The following is a 16,090-nucleotide window of genomic DNA, read 5'->3' as shown; positions in this document are numbered from 1 at the left end:
AGCGCGCGCGCCGCGCGCAGCACGCAGCGTGGAGGCGAAGCACGGGAAGCCAGGAGGGCTGTCGCGCATCCCGTTAGTGAACCGGTGTTCAACCCCGCTAGGGTAGCGCGCCCGCTCTGTCCCCTACAAGTCATTGACTCCAGTCCGGCATACACCCCTGTATCAGACAGAACCAATGACACCGTCTACACTCCACTCAATTAGCCGCCGATAAAGGATCTAACACCATGCGTCTTTCGCTGACCGGTCTCACCAGCCGCCTGAGCGCCCTGTTGGTCACTTCCTTCCTGAGCCTGCAGGTCGGAGCCGCTCCTATGCAGGGCATCACCGAGGTCACCTCGATCGAGGGCATCACGGAATACAAATTACAGAACGGTCTGCGGGTGCTGCTCGTGCCGGACTCCTCCAAACCCACGACAACGGTCAACATGACCTATCTGGTCGGCTCGCGTAACGAGAACTACGGTCAGACCGGCATGGCCCACCTGCTCGAGCACATGCTGTTCAAGGGCACGGCCACCACGCGCAACGCGCTGGGCGAGTTCTCCCGCCGGGGGCTGCGCGCCAACGGCTCGACCTCCACCGACCGCACCAATTACTTCGCCAGTTTCGCCTCCAATCCCGAAACCCTGCGCTGGTATCTGGGCTGGCAGGCCGACGCGATGGTCAATTCCCTGATCAGCAAGGATGACCTCGACTCCGAAATGACGGTCGTGCGCAACGAAATGGAAAGCGGTGAGAACAACCCTTTCCGCGTGCTCATGCAGAAAATGCAGGCGGCCGCCTATCAGTGGCACAACTACGGAAAAAGCACCATCGGCGCCCGGGCCGACGTCGAAAATGTCGATGTCGCCCAGCTACGCGCCTTCTACCACGAGTATTACCAGCCGGATAACGCCGTCCTGATCGTCGCCGGAAAGTTCGACCCAAAAACCACGCTCTCCGATATCGAGGCCACGCTGGGCAAGCTGCCCCGCCCCGCGCGCGAACTGCGCCGCGAGTACACCGTCGAACCCGTCCAAGACGGTGAACGCTCAGTCACGCTGCGCCGCGCCGGCGGCACGCCCTTGGTCGCCGCGATGTACCACATCCCGGCCGCCGGCAGCCCGGACTTCATTCCGATGGATCTGGCCTCGGTCATCCTTTCCGACACCCCCTCCGGGCGTCTCTATCATGCACTGGTGCCAACCAAACTGGCGTCGGGCGTGTTCGGCTTCACGATGGATCAGCGCGACCCCGGTATTGCCATGTTCGGCGCGCAACTGCAAGCCGGCATGGACGAAACCAAGGCGCTCGACACCCTGGTAAGCACGCTGGAGTCGCTGCACGAAAAACCCTTCACCCAAGAAGAGCTCGACCGCGCCCGCAACAAGTGGCTGACCTCCTGGCAGCAAACCTATAGCGATCCGCAAAAAGTGGGCGTTGCATTGTCCGAGGCTATCGCCACGGGTGACTGGCGTCTTTTCTTCTTGCAACGCGACCGCGTCCGCATGGCCAAACTGCCCGAGGTTCAGCGCGTGGCGGAAGACTATCTGCGCAAGAGCAACAGCGTGCTGGGCCGCTACATCCCCACCGACAAACCGCAACGCGCACCGCAGGACAGCCGTCCTGACCTGAGCGCGGTGTTCAAGGATTACAAGGGCGATCCGAATTTCAAGGCCGTTGAAGCCTTCGACCCGACGCCGGCCAATATCGACAAGCTGACGCTGCGCCGCACCCTCACGCTGCCGAATGGTCCCGTCGAACTCGCCCTGCTGCCCAAAGCCACACGCGGCGATCGCGTCGAGGCCAACCTGCTGGTGCAATTCGGCGATGTGGAAAGCCTGCGCGGCCAACGCACCGCCATCAGCGCCGTCGCCGACCTGCTCGAGCGTGGCACTCCGACGCTCAGCCGTCAGCAGATCAGCGACCGCATCGATCAGCTCGAAGCCGACGTCAGCATCAGCGGTGCGGGCACCGATCTGGCCATCGACCTGTCAACCACGGGCAAGAATCTGCCCGCCCTGATCGAACTGGTGATGGATGTGGTGCGTAACGCCAACTTCCCGCAAGACCAGGTCGAGGAATACAAGCGTCAGTCCATCACGGCCATCCAGAGCGCCATGACTGAACCCACCGCGCTGGCCTCCCGTGCGCTGGCCCGCCACGACAACCCCTGGAAGCCCGACGATATCCGCTATGTGCCGACCTTCGATGAAGCCCTGGCCGACATTCGCAGCCTGAATCGCGAGGCGCTGGTGCGTGCCCACGAGCGCTTTTACGGCGCGGGGCAGATCAAGGTGGCCGTGGTCGGCGAGTTCGATCCCGCCGCCGTCGAAGCTTCGCTCAAGAAAAGCCTGGATGGCTGGAAGCGCGCACCGGCCTACACCCGCATACCCACGCCTTTCCACGCAATCAAGGCCGAGCAATTCACGATCGACACGCCGGACAAGGCCAACGCCTTCTACATTTCCGGCATGCCGCTGCAACTCCAGGACACCAATCCAGATTACGTGCCGCTGTATCTAGCCAACTTCCTTCTTGGCACCTCGGAGACCTCACGCCTGTGGAATCGTGTGCGCGAAACCGATGGCCTGTCATACAACGTGCGCAGCAACCTGTCGGTATCGTCTTTTGAGCCGAGCTCCAGCTGGACGATCTACGCCATTTACGCGCCGGAAAACCGCGCCCGCGTCGAAACCGCCATTGCCGAAGAGCTGGCCCGCGTTCTGAAACAGGGTTTTGGCGACAAGGAGGTCAGCGACGGCATCACGGCCCTGCTGAACTACCGCAGCCTGTCGCGGGCCCAGGATGGCGTCCTGGCCTCCAACTGGCTGAGCTTTTTGAGCACCGGCCGCAGCTTTGCGTGGTCGGCCGATGTCGACAAACGTCTGGCGGCGCTCACCGCTGCCGAGGTCAACGCCACCCTGCGCAAGTATCTCAAGCCCGCCGATTTCAGCACCGCCGTAGCGGGTGACTTCAAAAAAACGGCGCCTTGAACCGCGTCGGCATCCCGCCGTACGCGGCGGGATGCTGGTTTCAAGCAGGTAGCGTCCACCGCAGCACAGCAGGCGCCGTCCGGCCAGCCGCATGTACAGGGCGCCGTCTGCCTCGAGTCAGTGCAAATAAAAACCCGGATCGGGCATGACGCCCGGTCCGGGTTTAAGCTTGGCCGGTAAAGGCCTTAGCTGAAGAACTCCTTCACGCGATCCGTCCAGGACTTGCTTTGCGGCGAGTGGCGATCACCCCCGTCGTTCAGCGAGGCCTCGAACTGGCGCAGGATGTTCTTTTGCTCGTCGCTTAGACGCACCGGGGTTTCGACCACGATATGGCAGTACAGATCGCCCGGATAACCGGCGCGCACACCGCGAATGCCCTTGCCGCGCAGACGGAAAGTCTTACCCGACTGCGTGCCTTCGGGGATAGAGATTTCCGCCTTGCCGCCCAATGTTGGCACCTGTAGCTCGCCGCCCAGGGCCGCCGTGGTGAACGGGATGGTCAGCTCGCAATGCAGGTCATCGCCATCGCGCTGGAAGATGCGATGCTGCTTGATGTGGATCTCGACATAAAGATCTCCCGGGGGCCCGCCGTTCACGCCCGGCTCGCCATTGCCAGCCGAGCGGATACGCATGCCGTCGTCGATACCTGCCGGAATCTTGACTTGCAGCGTCTTGTTGCGGCGGGTGCGGCCCACGCCATCGCAGCTCGTGCAGGGATCGGTGATTTCCTTGCCGCTGCCGTGGCAGGTCGGGCAGGTCTGCTGCACGCTGAAAAAACCTTGCTGCATACGCACGGCGCCCGAGCCGCCGCAGGTGCGGCAGGTTTTGGGCGTGGTGCCCGGCTTGGCGCCCGAACCGTGGCAGGTGTCACAGTTTTCCCAGCTGGGCACACGGATTTCGGTCTCAAACCCATTCGCCGCCTGCTCAAGCGTGATTTCCAGCGCGTACTTCAGATCTGCGCCACGGTAAACCTGCGGCCCGCCACCACCGCCACGGCGGCCCGCGCCAAAAATTTCGCCGAAGATGTCGCCAAACGCGTCGGCAAAGCCGCCGCCCATGCCGGCGCCGCCTGCGGAGTTAGGGTCCACGCCCGCGTGGCCATAACGGTCATACGCAGCACGCTTTTGCTCATCTCCCAGGACTTCGTAAGCCTCTTTGGCCTCCTTGAACTTCTCCTCGGCTTCCTTGTTACCCGGATTGCGGTCCGGGTGGTACTTCATGGCCAGCTTACGGTAGGCCTTCTTCAGTTCGTCGTCCGCGGCGTCTTTTGCCACACCCAGGACTTCGTAGTAATCGCGTTTTGCCATGATCAATCAAGGGCTCCGGGAAGAGCCATTTTTTTGGGGACGGATAAAAAGCATGCGCCCGATAACCAAACTGGCGGTTATCGGGCGAAGCCTTACATCATAGAACGAACATCAGTTGTCGCGCTTGACTTCCTTGAAGTCTGCGTCGACCACGTTGTCATCCACCGGCTTGGCGTTGTCCGCCGCCTGCTGGTGCGAGGCTTGCTGTGCGGCCTGCTGCGCCTGGGCGTCAGCGTACATTTTCTCGCCCAGCTTTTGCGAAGCCTGCGTCAGCGCCTCGACCTTGGCATCGATCTCGGCCTTGTCGCCCGCCTTCAGGCTCTCTTCGACATCCTTGAGCGCCTTCTCGATGCTCTCCTTCTCGGCAGCTTCCAGCTTGTCGCCGTACTCGGTCAGCGACTTGCGGGTGGCATGCACGAGGGCGTCTGCCTGGTTGCGCGCCAGGGCCAGCTCGGCGAGACGGTGATCTTCCTCGGCATTGGCCTCGGCATCCTTGACCATGCGCTGGATCTCGTCTTCCGACAGACCCGAATTGGCCTTGATGGTGATCTTGTTTTCCTTGCCAGTGCCCTTGTCCTTGGCCGACACGTGCAGGATGCCGTTGGCGTCGATGTCGAAAGTGACTTCGATCTGCGGCAGACCACGCGGCGCCGGCGGGATGCCTTCCAGATTGAACTCGCCCAGCGCCTTGTTGCCGGCAGCGATCTCGCGCTCACCCTGGAACACCTTGATGGTCACGGCCGGCTGGTTGTCGTCAGCGGTCGAGAAAGTTTGCGAGAAGCGGGTCGGGATGGTCGTGTTCTTCTGGATCATCTTGGTCATCACGCCGCCCAGGGTTTCGATACCCAGGGAAAGCGGGGTGACGTCCAGCAGCAGCACGTCCTTACGGTCGCCCGACAGCACGGAACCCTGAATCGCGGCACCTGCGGCAACGGCTTCATCCGGGTTGACGTCCTTGCGCGGCTCGCGGCCAAAGAACTCCTTGACCTTCTCTTGCACCTTGGGCATGCGGGTCATACCGCCCACCAGGATCACGTCATCGATATCCGACACTTTCACGCCGGCATCCTTGATGGCCACGCGGCAGGGCTCGATGGTGCGCTCGATGAGCTCTTCAACCAAGGATTCCAGCTTGGCGCGCGTGATCTTCAGATTTAAGTGCTTAGGACCGGAAGCATCTGCCGTGATGTAAGGCAGGTTGATTTCGGTCTGCTGGCTCGAGGACAGTTCGATCTTGGCCTTTTCAGCCGCTTCTTTCAGGCGCTGCAGAGCCAGCACATCCTTGGACAGGTCAACGCCTTGTTCTTTCTTGAACTCGCCGATGATGTAGTCAATGATGCGCTGATCGAAGTCTTCGCCGCCCAGGAAGGTGTCGCCATTGGTCGACAGCACTTCGAACTGCTTTTCGCCATCAACGTCGGCGATTTCGATGATGGACACGTCGAACGTACCGCCACCCAGGTCATACACGGCGATCTTGCGGTCGCCCTTTTCGGTCTTGTCGAGGCCGAAAGCCAGCGCGGCCGCGGTCGGCTCGTTGATGATGCGCTTGACTTCCAGGCCGGCGATGCGACCGGCGTCCTTGGTCGCCTGGCGCTGGCTGTCATTGAAGTAGGCAGGCACCGTGATAACGGCTTCGGTGACCGGCTCGCCCAGGTAGTCCTCGGCGGTCTTCTTCATCTTGCGCAGCACTTCGGCCGAGACTTGGGGCGGCGCCAGCTTGCTGCCGCGCACTTCAACCCAGGCGTCGCCGTTATCGGCCTTGGTGATGGTGTAGGGCATCAGGTGGATGTCCTTCTGCACCGCTTTCTCGTCGAACTTGCGGCCGATCAGGCGCTTGACCGCGTACAGGGTGTTCTTGGGATTGGTGACTGCCTGGCGCTTGGCCGGCGCGCCCACCAGAATTTCGCCGTCTTCCATATAGGCGACGATAGAGGGCGTGGTGCGTGCGCCCTCGGCGTTTTCAATAATCTTGACCTGACCACCGTCCATCACTGCCACGCAGCTATTGGTCGTACCCAGATCGATGCCGATGATTTTGCTCATGGTAGGGATACCTTGAAGAATCAGTTATTAGTCGAAAGAATTTCAGTCTCCCCATAACTGGGGATCACCGCAGGGTTTTTCAAGATCCGGCTTGCAAGCGCCGGACGGTCTCGCTGAATTGCGGCAGACCCGGCCAGCCAGTGATGCGTCCCAGGCGCTTTCCGCCCCGGAACATCACGAAAGTTGGCACGCCGTGCAAGCCGAAACGCTGGCCGAGCGCCGGATCGGCATAGACATCGGCCTGTAACCAGGACAGGCGCAGTGCGAGTAGAGCATCGCGATGCAACAGCGCCGTTTGCTTGAAAATATTACAGTTGTAACAATTTTCACCCCAGAGGAAAACGCAGCGCAGATCATCACCCGGCGCTTCGACGACGCGTTCGTCGAAGGTGGCACTCGAGACCGGCTGCATGCCGAACACCTCGAACACCTGGCCGGGATCAAAGCTGCTCATGACTGCGTCTTGAACCAGGGATGGATTAACCCTGCCCTGCCGACACCACCACAAGGGCGGGGCGCAGGGTACGGTCGGCGATGACATAGCCTTTCTGGAGCAATTGCACCACCGTATTGGCCGGCTGGGGCGCGGGCACCGAAGAAATAGCCTGATGCAGATGCGGATCGAACTTATCGCCCTGCGCCGGCGCAATGTCTTTGAGCATGTTGCGCTCAAAAGCGCCATTGAGCTGCTTGAGCGTGACTTCCACCCCCTCGCGCAAGGCTTGGGCAGTCTGCTCCGGCTGAGCCAGCGCGGCTTCCAAGCTGTCCTTGACGGGCACCAAACTCTCGGCAAACGATTCAATGCCGAATTTACGTGCCTTGGACACATCTTCCTGAGCCCGGCGGCGCACGTTCTCGGCCTCGGCCATTGCGCGCAAGGCCTGTTCCTGATGGGCCTGGGCCTGAGCTTGGGCTGCAGCCAATTCGGCGCGCAGCGCATCAATTTCGGCTTGAAGATCGGGCGCTTCGACGCCTGCGTCTTGAATCGGATCGACAGGCTCTTGAGGTGCCGTCATGAGAGTCCTCCAGCAAAGATTAGTACGGTATGTGCCCATAAATGGGGGTTGCCTCCCCAATTTCAAGGGCGAAAGCGATCCGGCCCCGGGCCATCGCACACCATGCCACGCAAACGCCTAGTCGGCGTCTTCTTCGGGGCGCTCGTCTTCGGGAGTGATGGAAACCGGATCGCTGGCCGGAAAGGTCTGGATCAGGGCATTATCGAGATCTCGCTCAAGACCGTCCTCGGCGAGCTCTCCTTGGTCTGATCGAGGGGATTGCGTAGAAGCTGTCATCTTGCCGTCTCCTTAAGAAAGCGGTCTTACTCAGCCTGCGCGTTTTACGGGCCACGCCTGAAGCTGGGTTTCGACCAGATCGGCCAGCCCACTCACCCACAGAGGGCTGTCATTGAGGGCCGGAATGTAGCGAAACTGCTGACCGCCCGCCTCCATAAAGGCATGGCGGCACTCCTGGTTGATTTCTTCCAGCGTTTCCAAACAGTCTGCCACAAAGCCAGGACAAACAACATCGATGTGTGTAATGCCCTGAGCTGCCAGCATCTTCAAGGTGGGTTCGGTATAAGGTTCCATCCAGCGCGCCGAACCGAACCGGCTTTGGAACGTGACCTCGACCTCCTCGGGCGACAAACCCAGGCGCTTGCGCAGCAGGCGTGCCGTATCCAGGCAATCGCGGTAATAGGGATCGCCCAGCTCGATCGAATAACGGGGCAGACCATGAAAACTCATGAGCAGTTTTTGCGGCTTGCCCTGCGCATCCCAGAAGGATTGGATGCGTTCGGCCTGCGCCTCGATATAGGCCGGATCGGCATAGAAGCGTTTGACAAAGCGCAGCGCCGGCTGATCGCGCAGGCGGCTCGCATGGCGGGTCACGGCATCGACGGCCGTCGCTGTCGTACTGGCCGCATACTGCGGATAAAGCGGCACGGTCAGAATATGATCGCAACCCTGAGCGCGCAGCTGCGCGATCGCATCGGGCACCGAGGGATTGCCATAGCGCATGCCCAGCGCAACCGGCACATCCAACCCGCGTTCGGCCAGGGCGGCGGCCACCCCTTCGGCCTGTTTACGGCTATAGACCATGAGGGGCGACCCGCCCTCCATCCAGATACCCGCGTAGCGCGGCGCCAGCTTCTTCGGCCGGAAAGTCAGCACCAGACCATGCAGAATCGGTTTCCAGAGATAGCGCGGAATCTCGATCACGCGCTGATCGGAGAGAAACTCGGCCAGATATTTACGAATATCCGCAGCCGTCGGGGCGTCAGGCGTGCCCAGGTTGATCAGCAGCACGCCAGCGCGGCCCGGCCCACGCGGCGGGGGGTTGTCATCAAAGCGGTCTTCCGCAGTAGCGGGTTCCGGGAGAAAACGCTCAGGCCACAAATACTTGAACAGACGAAGAAACACAAACGCCTCCCAGGGGGCACCCCCGAGGGATGCCGTCTTATGAACAGTTATTGATTATGACTGAGTGCGTTGGACAGCAAACGGGCCGTGATATCCACGATCGGAATCACCCTTTCGTAAGACATCCGGGTAGGACCGATCACGCCCAAGGTGCCGACAATCTGCCCGTCCACGCCATAGGGCGCGGTCACGACGGTCACCTCATCCATCGGCAGCAGTTGCGAATCCCCGCCGATATAGATCTGTACCCCTTGCGCCCGACTGGAGACATCCAGCAATTGCAACAGGTCTGTTTTCTTCTCGAAGAGTGAAAACATCTTGCGCAGCCTGTCCATATCGGAAGCAATATCCGTGACGTTCAGCAGTTTGCGCTCGCCAGAAATCACCACTGAGTCGGTTTCCTCGGCAGCCTCGGCCCCGACCTCCACAGCGGCCTGCATGAGGCGCGAAATATCTTCGCGCAACTGGATCAGTTCGGTGGACAGCGTCCGACGCACCGCGTCGAAGGACTTGCCCGAGAAATGCTGATTAAAGAAATTGGCCGCCTCGACCAGCTCAGATTCGGCGTAATCGCGCTGCACCTGCATGATGCGGTTCTGAACGTCGCCGTCGGGCGTGACGATAATCAACAATACCCGCTTATCCGACAGGCGCACGAATTCGATCTGGCGAAACACCTGCGCCCGCTTGGGCGTGAGCACCATGCCGGCGAACTGGGTCAGATTGGACAGCAGGGCCGCAGCCGCATTGACCGCCCGGCTGGGTTCGATCATGGGCAGCAGTTCCGCCATATTGGCGGGTTCGAACTGATAGGGGTGTACGGCCAGCAGCGAATCGACGAACATACGATAGCCGCGCGGCGTAGGCACTCGGCCCGCCGAGGTATGCGGGCTCTGGATCAGCCCCAGTTCTTCCAGGTCGGCCATGACATTGCGTATGGTCGCGGGAGACAGATCAAAAACTTTGGATAGCGTGCGCGAGCCTACCGGTTGGCCATCGGCGATATAGCGTTCAATCAGGGCTTTCAACAAAGCGTGAGCACGGTCGTCCATGGCGGTATTTTAGGGAAAGTTTCGCCAGGAGGCGATTTTTGTCCTCTGGCAGAATATGCGGCCCCATATAATCGTCTGATACGCTCCACGAATCCACAGAAACCTGCTCATGCACTTTCCCATCGTCGCCCTCATCGGACGCTATCAAGACACCGGTCTTGATGCGCCCTTGCGCGCCCTCGCCGCCATGCTCACGCAGGCCGGCCGACGGGTGCTGGTCGACGCCGATACCGCACGCAATACGGCCGTGCACGAATACCCCGTCGCCACCATGCAGGAAATCGGCGAATCGGCTTCGCTGGCCGTGGTCATGGGCGGAGATGGCACGGTGCTGGGCGTGGCCCGCCACCTGGCGCCCTACGGCGTGCCGCTGATCGGCATCAACCATGGCCGTCTGGGCTTTATTACCGATATCCCGCTGCAAGATGCTCATGACGCGCTGGCGCGCGTCCTCGACGGCAATTTCCAGATCGAGGAACGGATGCTGCTGCAAGGCAGCGTCTGGCGTGGCGACGCCTTGATGTACACAGCCTCGGCCCTAAACGACGTGGTGCTTAACCGCGCCGGGCGCGGCGGCATGATCGAAATGCGGGTCGAACTCGACGGCGTCTACATGTATACGCAGCGCGCCGATGGCCTCATCATCGCCACGCCCACCGGCTCGACCGCCTATGCGCTGTCGGCCAACGGGCCGCTGCTACACCCTGGCCTGAATGCGATGGTGCTGGTTCCGGTAGCGCCCCAGAGTCTATCCAACCGCCCCATTGTCATCCCCGACACCGGGGTGCTGAATATGACGCTCACGGCCATCGGCCGGGTCGAAACCGGCGCCTCGGCACATTTCGATATGCAAACCTGGTCCGATCTGCAACTAGGCGACCGCATCACGGTGCAACGCGCACCGCACACGGCCCGCCTGGTTCATCCCCAGGGCTACAGCTTCTTCTCCACCCTGCGCCGCAAACTGCACTGGAATCAGATGCCGCAGGTCTCCGACAACATTGAGTAATTTCCGGCAGCGCCCGCCATGTTGCGAACCCTGCATATCCGCGACTTCGTCATCGTCGAACAGACGGAAATCCACTTCGGCGCCGGCTTCACCGTATTCACGGGTGAAACCGGCGCCGGCAAATCGATATTGATCGACGCACTCGCCCTGGCCCTGGGCGAACGCGGCGACGCCAGCGTCCTACGTGAAGGGGCTGCGCGCGCTGACATCACGGCCATTTTCGACAGCCCGCAACACCTGTCAGACTGGCTGACCGAGCGCGAACTTGAGCCCGCCGAGGAACTATCGTTGCGCCGCGTAATCGACGCACACGGCCGCAGCCGCGCCTTCATCAACGGCTTGCCAGCCACCGTCACCCAATTGCGTGAACTAGGTGAGGAACTCGTCGATATCCACGGCCAGCATGCCCACCAAAGCCTGATGCGGCCCGAGGCGCAGCGCGAACTGCTGGACGCGCATGGCGGCCATGCCGAATTGCGCCAAACGGTGGCGCAGGCCTGGAAACGCTGGCGCGGCCTGGTCCGCCAGCTCGAAACGGCGGAACAGGATGCCGAAACGCTCGCTGCCGAACGGGAACGCCTCCAATGGCAGGCCGACGACCTGGACCGCCTCAACCTGGCTGAAGGCGAATGGGAAACCCTGCAAGCCGAGCACAATCGTCTTTCGCATGCCCAGGGCTTGCTTGACGGGGCGAGCCAGATTCTCGAAGCTCTGGACGGCGAACAAGATTCCGCCCTCTCTCGCCTGAATGCCGCCACGCATCGCCTCCAACAGATGCAGCGCCATGACAGCGGCCTGCGCAGCATTACCGAAACGCTGGAATCGGCCCGCATCACCATGAGCGAAGCGGTGTCTGACCTGAACAATTATTTGGGCCGCGTCGATCTCGATCCCGCACGCCTGAACGCGGCCGAAGCGCGCCTGAGCGCGGTCTTCGAAACGGCACGCAAATTCAAGGTCGAACCCGAGCAATTGCCAACGCTGCGGCTGTCATTGCACGAACAACTGACGCAATTGCAGGCAGCAGGCGACATCCAGACGCTACGTGCCCAGACCGAAGCGGCCAGCCGCAGCTACGACAGCGCGGCAGCACGCCTGAGCCAGGCGCGCCAGAAGATCGCCCGCGACTTGAGCCGTCAGGTCAGCCAGGCCATGCAAACGCTCTCCATGAGCGGCGGACGTTTCGAAGCCGCCCTCACGGCGGGCCCGGCCAGTGCGCAGGGCAATGAAATCGTGGAGTTTCTGGTGGCAGGCCATGCCGGCACCGCACTGCGCCCGCTGGCCAAAGTCGCCTCGGGCGGCGAACTCTCGCGTATCTCGCTGGCGCTATCCGTTATCGCCAGCCGCGCCGCACGCGTGCCCACCCTGATCTTCGATGAGGTCGACAGCGGGGTCGGCGGCGCCGTCGCCGAAGTCGTGGGCAAGCTGCTGCGAGAATTGGGGGCTCGCCATCAGGTGTTGTGCGTCACGCACTTGCCTCAGGTAGCGGCCTGCGGCAATCACCAATTCCGCGTCAGCAAGAGCGAAAAAGGCGGCGTCACGCGTTCGCACATTACCGAGCTCGCCGAAACCGACCGCGTCGAAGAGGTCGCCCGCATGCTGGGCGGCATCACCATCACTCCCACCACGCGCGAACATGCCCGCGAAATGCTGCAAGGCATTGCCAGCTAACAATAAAAAAACCCCCGGCCGCCAGGCCGGGGGTCAAGGATGCAATCAGAACGCTCAGCGGCCGCGCTGGCAGTCCGAGCACATGCCATAGAGCACCATGGCATGGCTTTCGAGCACAAAGCCGTTGTCCTTGGCTACCTTGTGCTGACGCTTTTCGATATCGGCATCGGAGAACTCGACGACCTTGCCGCAATTGGTGCAGATCAGGTGATCGTGATGGTCGCCATCATTCAGCTCGAACACCGCCTTGCCCGTGTCGAACTGGCTGCGGGCCAGAATGCCGGCCTGCTCGAACTGGGTGAGCACGCGATACACCGTGGCCAGGCCGATTTCGACACTGTCAGCGATCAGGGCGCGATAGACGTCTTCGGCGCTCAGATGGCGCTGGTCCGACTTACGGAAAATATCGAGAATTTTCAGGCGAGGAAACGTCGCCTTCAAACCCATATTCTTCAATTCGCTTTGGTCGCTCATAAATTGCTCTCCGTCCGCTAAAGCACGGTATTGAGGCCGGCCCGGCCTGGGTGTGGGTCTAGGTCGGCTACTGCGGCCCCAATTTTCCGCAATGCTGCCTCGTCGTGGCAAGGCAATCTACAAGCCATCGGCAGACCCGCAGTCCGTAACTCTGCGGAACTATCCGTTATTTAAACCTTTATGATAACGGTTTTGTACGTTTCCAATAATAGGGGCGCGTTGTGTCCATGATTCGTCGTAATCCTTCCCGGCCGGCCAAGGTGCTGCTGGGAACCCTGGTACTGGCCGCGGCCCTGGCCGGCTGCTCTTCGGGCAAATGGGGCTTCCCCTATCGCGCCGATATGCAACAAGGCAATTGGATCACCCAGGAGCAGGTCGCCTTGCTGCAGCAGGGCATGTCGCGCGAGCAAGTCCGCTTCGCGCTGGGCAGCCCCACCCTGACCAGCGTGCTGCACGCCGACCGCTGGGACTACCCCTATTACTTCAAACCGGGCTACGGCAAACCCGAGGAACGCAAGTTCACCGTCTTCTTCGAGAATGACCGGCTGGTGCGCTGGGAAGGCGATAAACAGCCCGAACTGCAACCCTTCCAGATCGACAAGCTCAACGCCACCCAGACCAAGCAGGCCGAAGCAAACGAGACCGCCCGCGCCAAACAGGACGAAGCCGAGGCGCCCAAACCTGCATCGGACACGTCGGCAAACCCCGTCAACCCGGCGCCGAGCCAGCCGGGCACCGCAACCGAACCTCTCAAGTAACGCTGCAAGGATTTTTTATGCGCATTGCAATTGCTGGCGCCAGCGGCCGCATGGGCCATATGCTGGTCGAAGCGCTGCTCGACGCCGAAGGCGCGGAGCTATCCGTAGCCCTGGACCGCAAAGGCTCAGCCGCCATCGGTCAGGATGCCGGCGCCTTTCTGGGCCGCGACACGGGCGTCATCATTACCGATGACCTCAACGCGCTCGCCAACGCCGACTGCCTGATCGACTTCACCCGCCCAGAAGGCACGCTGGAGCATCTGCAAGCCTGCGTGCGCTACGGCACCCGCATCGTCATTGGCACCACGGGGTTTGACGATGCGGGCCGCGCCGCTATCGAAGTCGCCGCGCAAAAGATCGCGGTCGTTTTCGCCCCCAACATGAGCGTCGGTGTCAACGCCACGCTCAAGCTGCTGGACATGGCCGCCCGCATCCTCAATAGCGGCTATGACGTCGAAGTCTTTGAGGCACATCATCGCAACAAGGTGGATGCGCCGTCGGGCACGGCACTGGCAATGGGCGAAGCGGTGGCTTCCGCCTGGGATGTCGCACTCCCCGATGTCGCCACCTGGGCGCGTCACGGTGAAACCGGGCCCCGCAAGCCGGGCACCATCGGTTTTTCCGTCATGCGTGGCGGCGATCTGGTTGGCGAGCACACCGTCTATTTCTGCGGGCCGGGTGAACGCATCGAAATCACTCATCGCTCCAGCAACCGCGCCACCTATGCCCAGGGCGCCGTGCGTGCGGCGAAGTTCTTGGCAGACAAACACAACGGTCTGTACGACATGCAGGCCGTTCTGGCCGCTTGAACAAGACCAGCCCGGAAAGGGCTGGACTCTAGGCCTGCAAAACCGGCTCTGGCTCCAGACGCACGCCATAGCGGGCCATCACATCATCCTGAATGGCGCGGGCCAAAGCCATAATATCGGCGGCGGTCGCCCCTCCCCGATTGACCAACACCAGCGCCTGCCGGTCATGCACTCCGGCCGGCCCCAGTGACCGGCCCTTCCAACCGCACTGATCAATCAGCCAGCCAGCGGCGAGTTTGTAGCGCCCATCCGCTTGCGGATAGGACACCAGACCCGGATGCGCCGCCAGCAATCGCCCGCGCGTCTCGGCGTCAACCAATGGATTCTTGAAAAAACTGCCCGCGTTGCCGATGACAGCAGGGTCGGGCAGCTTGGCCCGGCGAATATTGCACACAGCATTGAAAATAGCCTGCGCATCCGGCTTCCCCTGTTGCAACGCGGGCCAGCGCTGCAAATCGGGATAGGCCAGCACGGCCTTCCACGGACGAGGCAGGGCAAAACGCACCCGGGTGATGATCCAGCGGGCCTCGTGCTTAAAATGGCTGTCGCGATAAGCAAAACGGCAATCCTGGGCAGAAAGCTGCATCAGACGCGAAGCCTGAGTGTCCCAAGCGCTCAGGCTATGAAAACGGTCGGCCAACTCCACCCCGTAAGCGCCGATGTTCTGCACCGGCGCCGCACCCACGGTGCCCGGAATGAGCGCCAGATTCTCCAGACCGCCCCACCCCTGCGCGACACAATATGCCACGAAATCATGCCAGCGCTCTCCCGCTGCGGCCTCAACGATCCAGTTGTCATGACGCACATCGACCAGACGCAGGCCACGCAAACCCATGCGGATGACCAAGCCAGCCAGCGATGCCCCCAGCACCATATTGCTGCCTGCGCCGAGCACAAACCACGAGGGATAACGGCGCAACAAGGCCGTGAGCGCCGGCAACTGCGCCTCATCATCCAGCGTGACACAAGCCTGCGCGCGCGATGCCAGCCCCAGGGTATTGAAATGGCTGAGGTCTTGCGCGGTAGGTTCAAGGAGCAATGACATGGGCACGAAAAGCTATGCTATAGTTTTGATCTTCGCTCATATTACTTGAACGATGGTTTGCGCTACACCTCCTTAGGTAAGCTTGATTGGGTAAGCTTGATTAAGTCGGTTGATCGGGTCAGCCCTCATTGCAGCAGACGAGCTTAAGTAAACAGATAAGCAAGTTCGCTTATCTACTGAGTTTGCAAATATAGGACACAGGCGTAGCAAACAGGAAAATGCATCGCATTTTTTGCACAAACCAAAAAATTCATGTAAAATGCGCGTCTTTCGTGAGTGCTGCAAGGTTTTAACAACCCCGATGCAATAACGAAAAAATGCGGGAGTAGCTCAGTTGGTAGAGCGCAACCTTGCCAAGGTTGAGGTCGCGAGTTCGAGACTCGTCTCCCGCTCCAAAATTTTTATTCATGAACATCCAGCAATGCTCATGAATAAATAAAAAAGCCGAACACTTTGTGTTTCGGCTTTTTTCGTTCTGCTGCGCACGATGCCCTGATCGCACGGTGAATGATCGCAGCGTGAAG

At 61.0% G+C, this 16,090-nt stretch carries 14 protein-coding genes and 1 tRNA gene; 6 read left to right on the top strand and 9 right to left on the bottom strand.

The window, feature by feature from the left end; translation table 11 throughout:
* Positions 1 to 227: 227 nt before the first annotated feature.
* Complete coding sequence (locus U0029_RS03880) at positions 228 to 2,978, top strand: M16 family metallopeptidase (protein ID WP_012418356.1); 2,751 nt, start codon at positions 228 to 230, stop codon at positions 2,976 to 2,978.
* 185 nt (positions 2,979 to 3,163) lie between these two features.
* On the opposite strand, the gene dnaJ is transcribed toward U0029_RS03880, so the two are convergent.
* The 7 genes from dnaJ to hrcA all read right to left on the bottom strand — a co-directional run bounded on the left by dnaJ (position 3,164) and on the right by hrcA (position 9,800).
* Entirely contained in the window at positions 3,164 to 4,285 is a 1,122-nt protein-coding gene (gene dnaJ / locus U0029_RS03875; RefSeq protein WP_012418357.1) for a molecular chaperone DnaJ, read from the bottom strand.
* A gap of 111 nt (positions 4,286 to 4,396) precedes the next feature.
* Positions 4,397 to 6,331: a molecular chaperone DnaK gene (dnaK, locus tag U0029_RS03870; protein WP_012418358.1), complete on the bottom strand. Its 1,935-nt coding sequence runs from the start codon at positions 6,329 to 6,331 to the stop codon at positions 4,397 to 4,399.
* 79 nt (positions 6,332 to 6,410) lie between these two features.
* Entirely contained in the window at positions 6,411 to 6,785 is a 375-nt protein-coding gene (locus U0029_RS03865; protein WP_012418359.1) for a thioredoxin family protein, read from the bottom strand.
* 25 nt (positions 6,786 to 6,810) lie between these two features.
* The gene (gene grpE, locus U0029_RS03860; RefSeq protein WP_012418360.1) at positions 6,811 to 7,347 is read right to left on the bottom strand and encodes a nucleotide exchange factor GrpE; all 537 of its coding nucleotides are present in this window, start codon (positions 7,345 to 7,347) and stop codon (positions 6,811 to 6,813) included.
* Between the two features lie 117 nt (positions 7,348 to 7,464).
* Positions 7,465 to 7,623 carry a hypothetical protein gene (locus U0029_RS03855; RefSeq protein WP_012418361.1) on the bottom strand — a complete coding sequence of 53 codons (159 nt, stop codon included), beginning with the start codon at positions 7,621 to 7,623 and terminating at the stop codon, positions 7,465 to 7,467.
* A gap of 30 nt (positions 7,624 to 7,653) precedes the next feature.
* Positions 7,654 to 8,748, bottom strand: coding sequence for a ferrochelatase (gene hemH / locus U0029_RS03850; RefSeq protein WP_039051295.1), 1,095 nt, complete (start codon positions 8,746 to 8,748; stop codon positions 7,654 to 7,656).
* A gap of 47 nt (positions 8,749 to 8,795) precedes the next feature.
* Positions 8,796 to 9,800 (bottom strand): heat-inducible transcriptional repressor HrcA, encoded by a 1,005-nt coding sequence (gene hrcA, locus U0029_RS03845; RefSeq protein WP_012418363.1) that lies wholly within the window; start codon positions 9,798 to 9,800, stop codon positions 8,796 to 8,798.
* Between the two features lie 109 nt (positions 9,801 to 9,909).
* On the opposite strand from hrcA, the gene U0029_RS03840 reads away from it, so the two are divergent.
* Both U0029_RS03840 and recN read left to right on the top strand, forming a co-directional pair.
* The gene (locus U0029_RS03840) at positions 9,910 to 10,809 is read left to right on the top strand and encodes an NAD kinase (protein ID WP_012418364.1); all 900 of its coding nucleotides are present in this window, start codon (positions 9,910 to 9,912) and stop codon (positions 10,807 to 10,809) included.
* Between the two features lie 18 nt (positions 10,810 to 10,827).
* Entirely contained in the window at positions 10,828 to 12,480 is a 1,653-nt protein-coding gene (gene recN, locus U0029_RS03835) for a DNA repair protein RecN (protein ID WP_114852253.1), read from the top strand.
* Between the two features lie 54 nt (positions 12,481 to 12,534).
* Here the strand turns inward: recN and fur are convergent, their stop codons facing one another.
* Complete coding sequence (gene fur, locus U0029_RS03830; protein ID WP_114852252.1) at positions 12,535 to 12,954, bottom strand: ferric iron uptake transcriptional regulator; 420 nt, start codon at positions 12,952 to 12,954, stop codon at positions 12,535 to 12,537.
* Between the two features lie 227 nt (positions 12,955 to 13,181).
* On the opposite strand from fur, the gene U0029_RS03825 reads away from it, so the two are divergent.
* Together U0029_RS03825 and dapB are read left to right on the top strand one after the other, a co-directional pair.
* The gene (locus U0029_RS03825; RefSeq protein WP_012418367.1) at positions 13,182 to 13,712 is read left to right on the top strand and encodes an outer membrane protein assembly factor BamE; all 531 of its coding nucleotides are present in this window, start codon (positions 13,182 to 13,184) and stop codon (positions 13,710 to 13,712) included.
* 17 nt (positions 13,713 to 13,729) lie between these two features.
* Positions 13,730 to 14,521 carry a 4-hydroxy-tetrahydrodipicolinate reductase gene (gene dapB / locus U0029_RS03820; protein ID WP_012418368.1) on the top strand — a complete coding sequence of 264 codons (792 nt, stop codon included), beginning with the start codon at positions 13,730 to 13,732 and terminating at the stop codon, positions 14,519 to 14,521.
* A 28-nt stretch (positions 14,522 to 14,549) separates the two neighbouring features.
* On the opposite strand, the gene murB is transcribed toward dapB, so the two are convergent.
* Positions 14,550 to 15,566, bottom strand: a complete 1,017-nt coding sequence (gene murB / locus U0029_RS03815; RefSeq protein WP_114852251.1) for a UDP-N-acetylmuramate dehydrogenase — start codon at positions 15,564 to 15,566, stop codon at positions 14,550 to 14,552.
* Between the two features lie 319 nt (positions 15,567 to 15,885).
* Between murB and U0029_RS03810 the strand changes: the two genes are divergently transcribed.
* A tRNA-Gly gene (locus U0029_RS03810) sits at positions 15,886 to 15,961 on the top strand.
* The last annotated feature ends 129 nt before the right edge of the window (positions 15,962 to 16,090 follow it).

This window comes from Bordetella avium (assembly GCF_034424645.1).
Taxonomy (GTDB): Bacteria; Pseudomonadota; Gammaproteobacteria; order Burkholderiales; family Burkholderiaceae_B; genus Bordetella; species Bordetella avium.
The sequence above is the reverse complement of the archived record's forward strand: the minus strand, read 5'-3'. Positions and strand labels throughout refer to the sequence as shown.

What these genes read in the sequence shown, in the direction of transcription:
- recN (WP_114852253.1), top strand. Translation starts at nt 10,828, where the DNA reads ATGTTGCGAACCCTGCATATCCGCGACTTCGTCATCGTCGAACAGACG.
- fur (WP_114852252.1), bottom strand. Translation starts at nt 12,954, where the DNA reads ATGAGCGACCAAAGCGAATTGAAGAATATGGGTTTGAAGGCGACGTTT.
- U0029_RS03865 (WP_012418359.1), bottom strand. Translation starts at nt 6,785, where the DNA reads ATGAGCAGCTTTGATCCCGGCCAGGTGTTCGAGGTGTTCGGCATGCAG.
- U0029_RS03840 (WP_012418364.1), top strand. Translation starts at nt 9,910, where the DNA reads ATGCACTTTCCCATCGTCGCCCTCATCGGACGCTATCAAGACACCGGT.
- dnaK (WP_012418358.1), bottom strand. Translation starts at nt 6,331, where the DNA reads ATGAGCAAAATCATCGGCATCGATCTGGGTACGACCAATAGCTGCGTG.
- murB (WP_114852251.1), bottom strand. Translation starts at nt 15,566, where the DNA reads ATGTCATTGCTCCTTGAACCTACCGCGCAAGACCTCAGCCATTTCAAT.
- U0029_RS03855 (WP_012418361.1), bottom strand. Translation starts at nt 7,623, where the DNA reads ATGACAGCTTCTACGCAATCCCCTCGATCAGACCAAGGAGAGCTCGCC.
- dapB (WP_012418368.1), top strand. Translation starts at nt 13,730, where the DNA reads ATGCGCATTGCAATTGCTGGCGCCAGCGGCCGCATGGGCCATATGCTG.
- U0029_RS03825 (WP_012418367.1), top strand. Translation starts at nt 13,182, where the DNA reads ATGATTCGTCGTAATCCTTCCCGGCCGGCCAAGGTGCTGCTGGGAACC.
- U0029_RS03880 (WP_012418356.1), top strand. Translation starts at nt 228, where the DNA reads ATGCGTCTTTCGCTGACCGGTCTCACCAGCCGCCTGAGCGCCCTGTTG.
- grpE (WP_012418360.1), bottom strand. Translation starts at nt 7,347, where the DNA reads ATGACGGCACCTCAAGAGCCTGTCGATCCGATTCAAGACGCAGGCGTC.
- dnaJ (WP_012418357.1), bottom strand. Translation starts at nt 4,285, where the DNA reads ATGGCAAAACGCGATTACTACGAAGTCCTGGGTGTGGCAAAAGACGCC.
- hrcA (WP_012418363.1), bottom strand. Translation starts at nt 9,800, where the DNA reads ATGGACGACCGTGCTCACGCTTTGTTGAAAGCCCTGATTGAACGCTAT.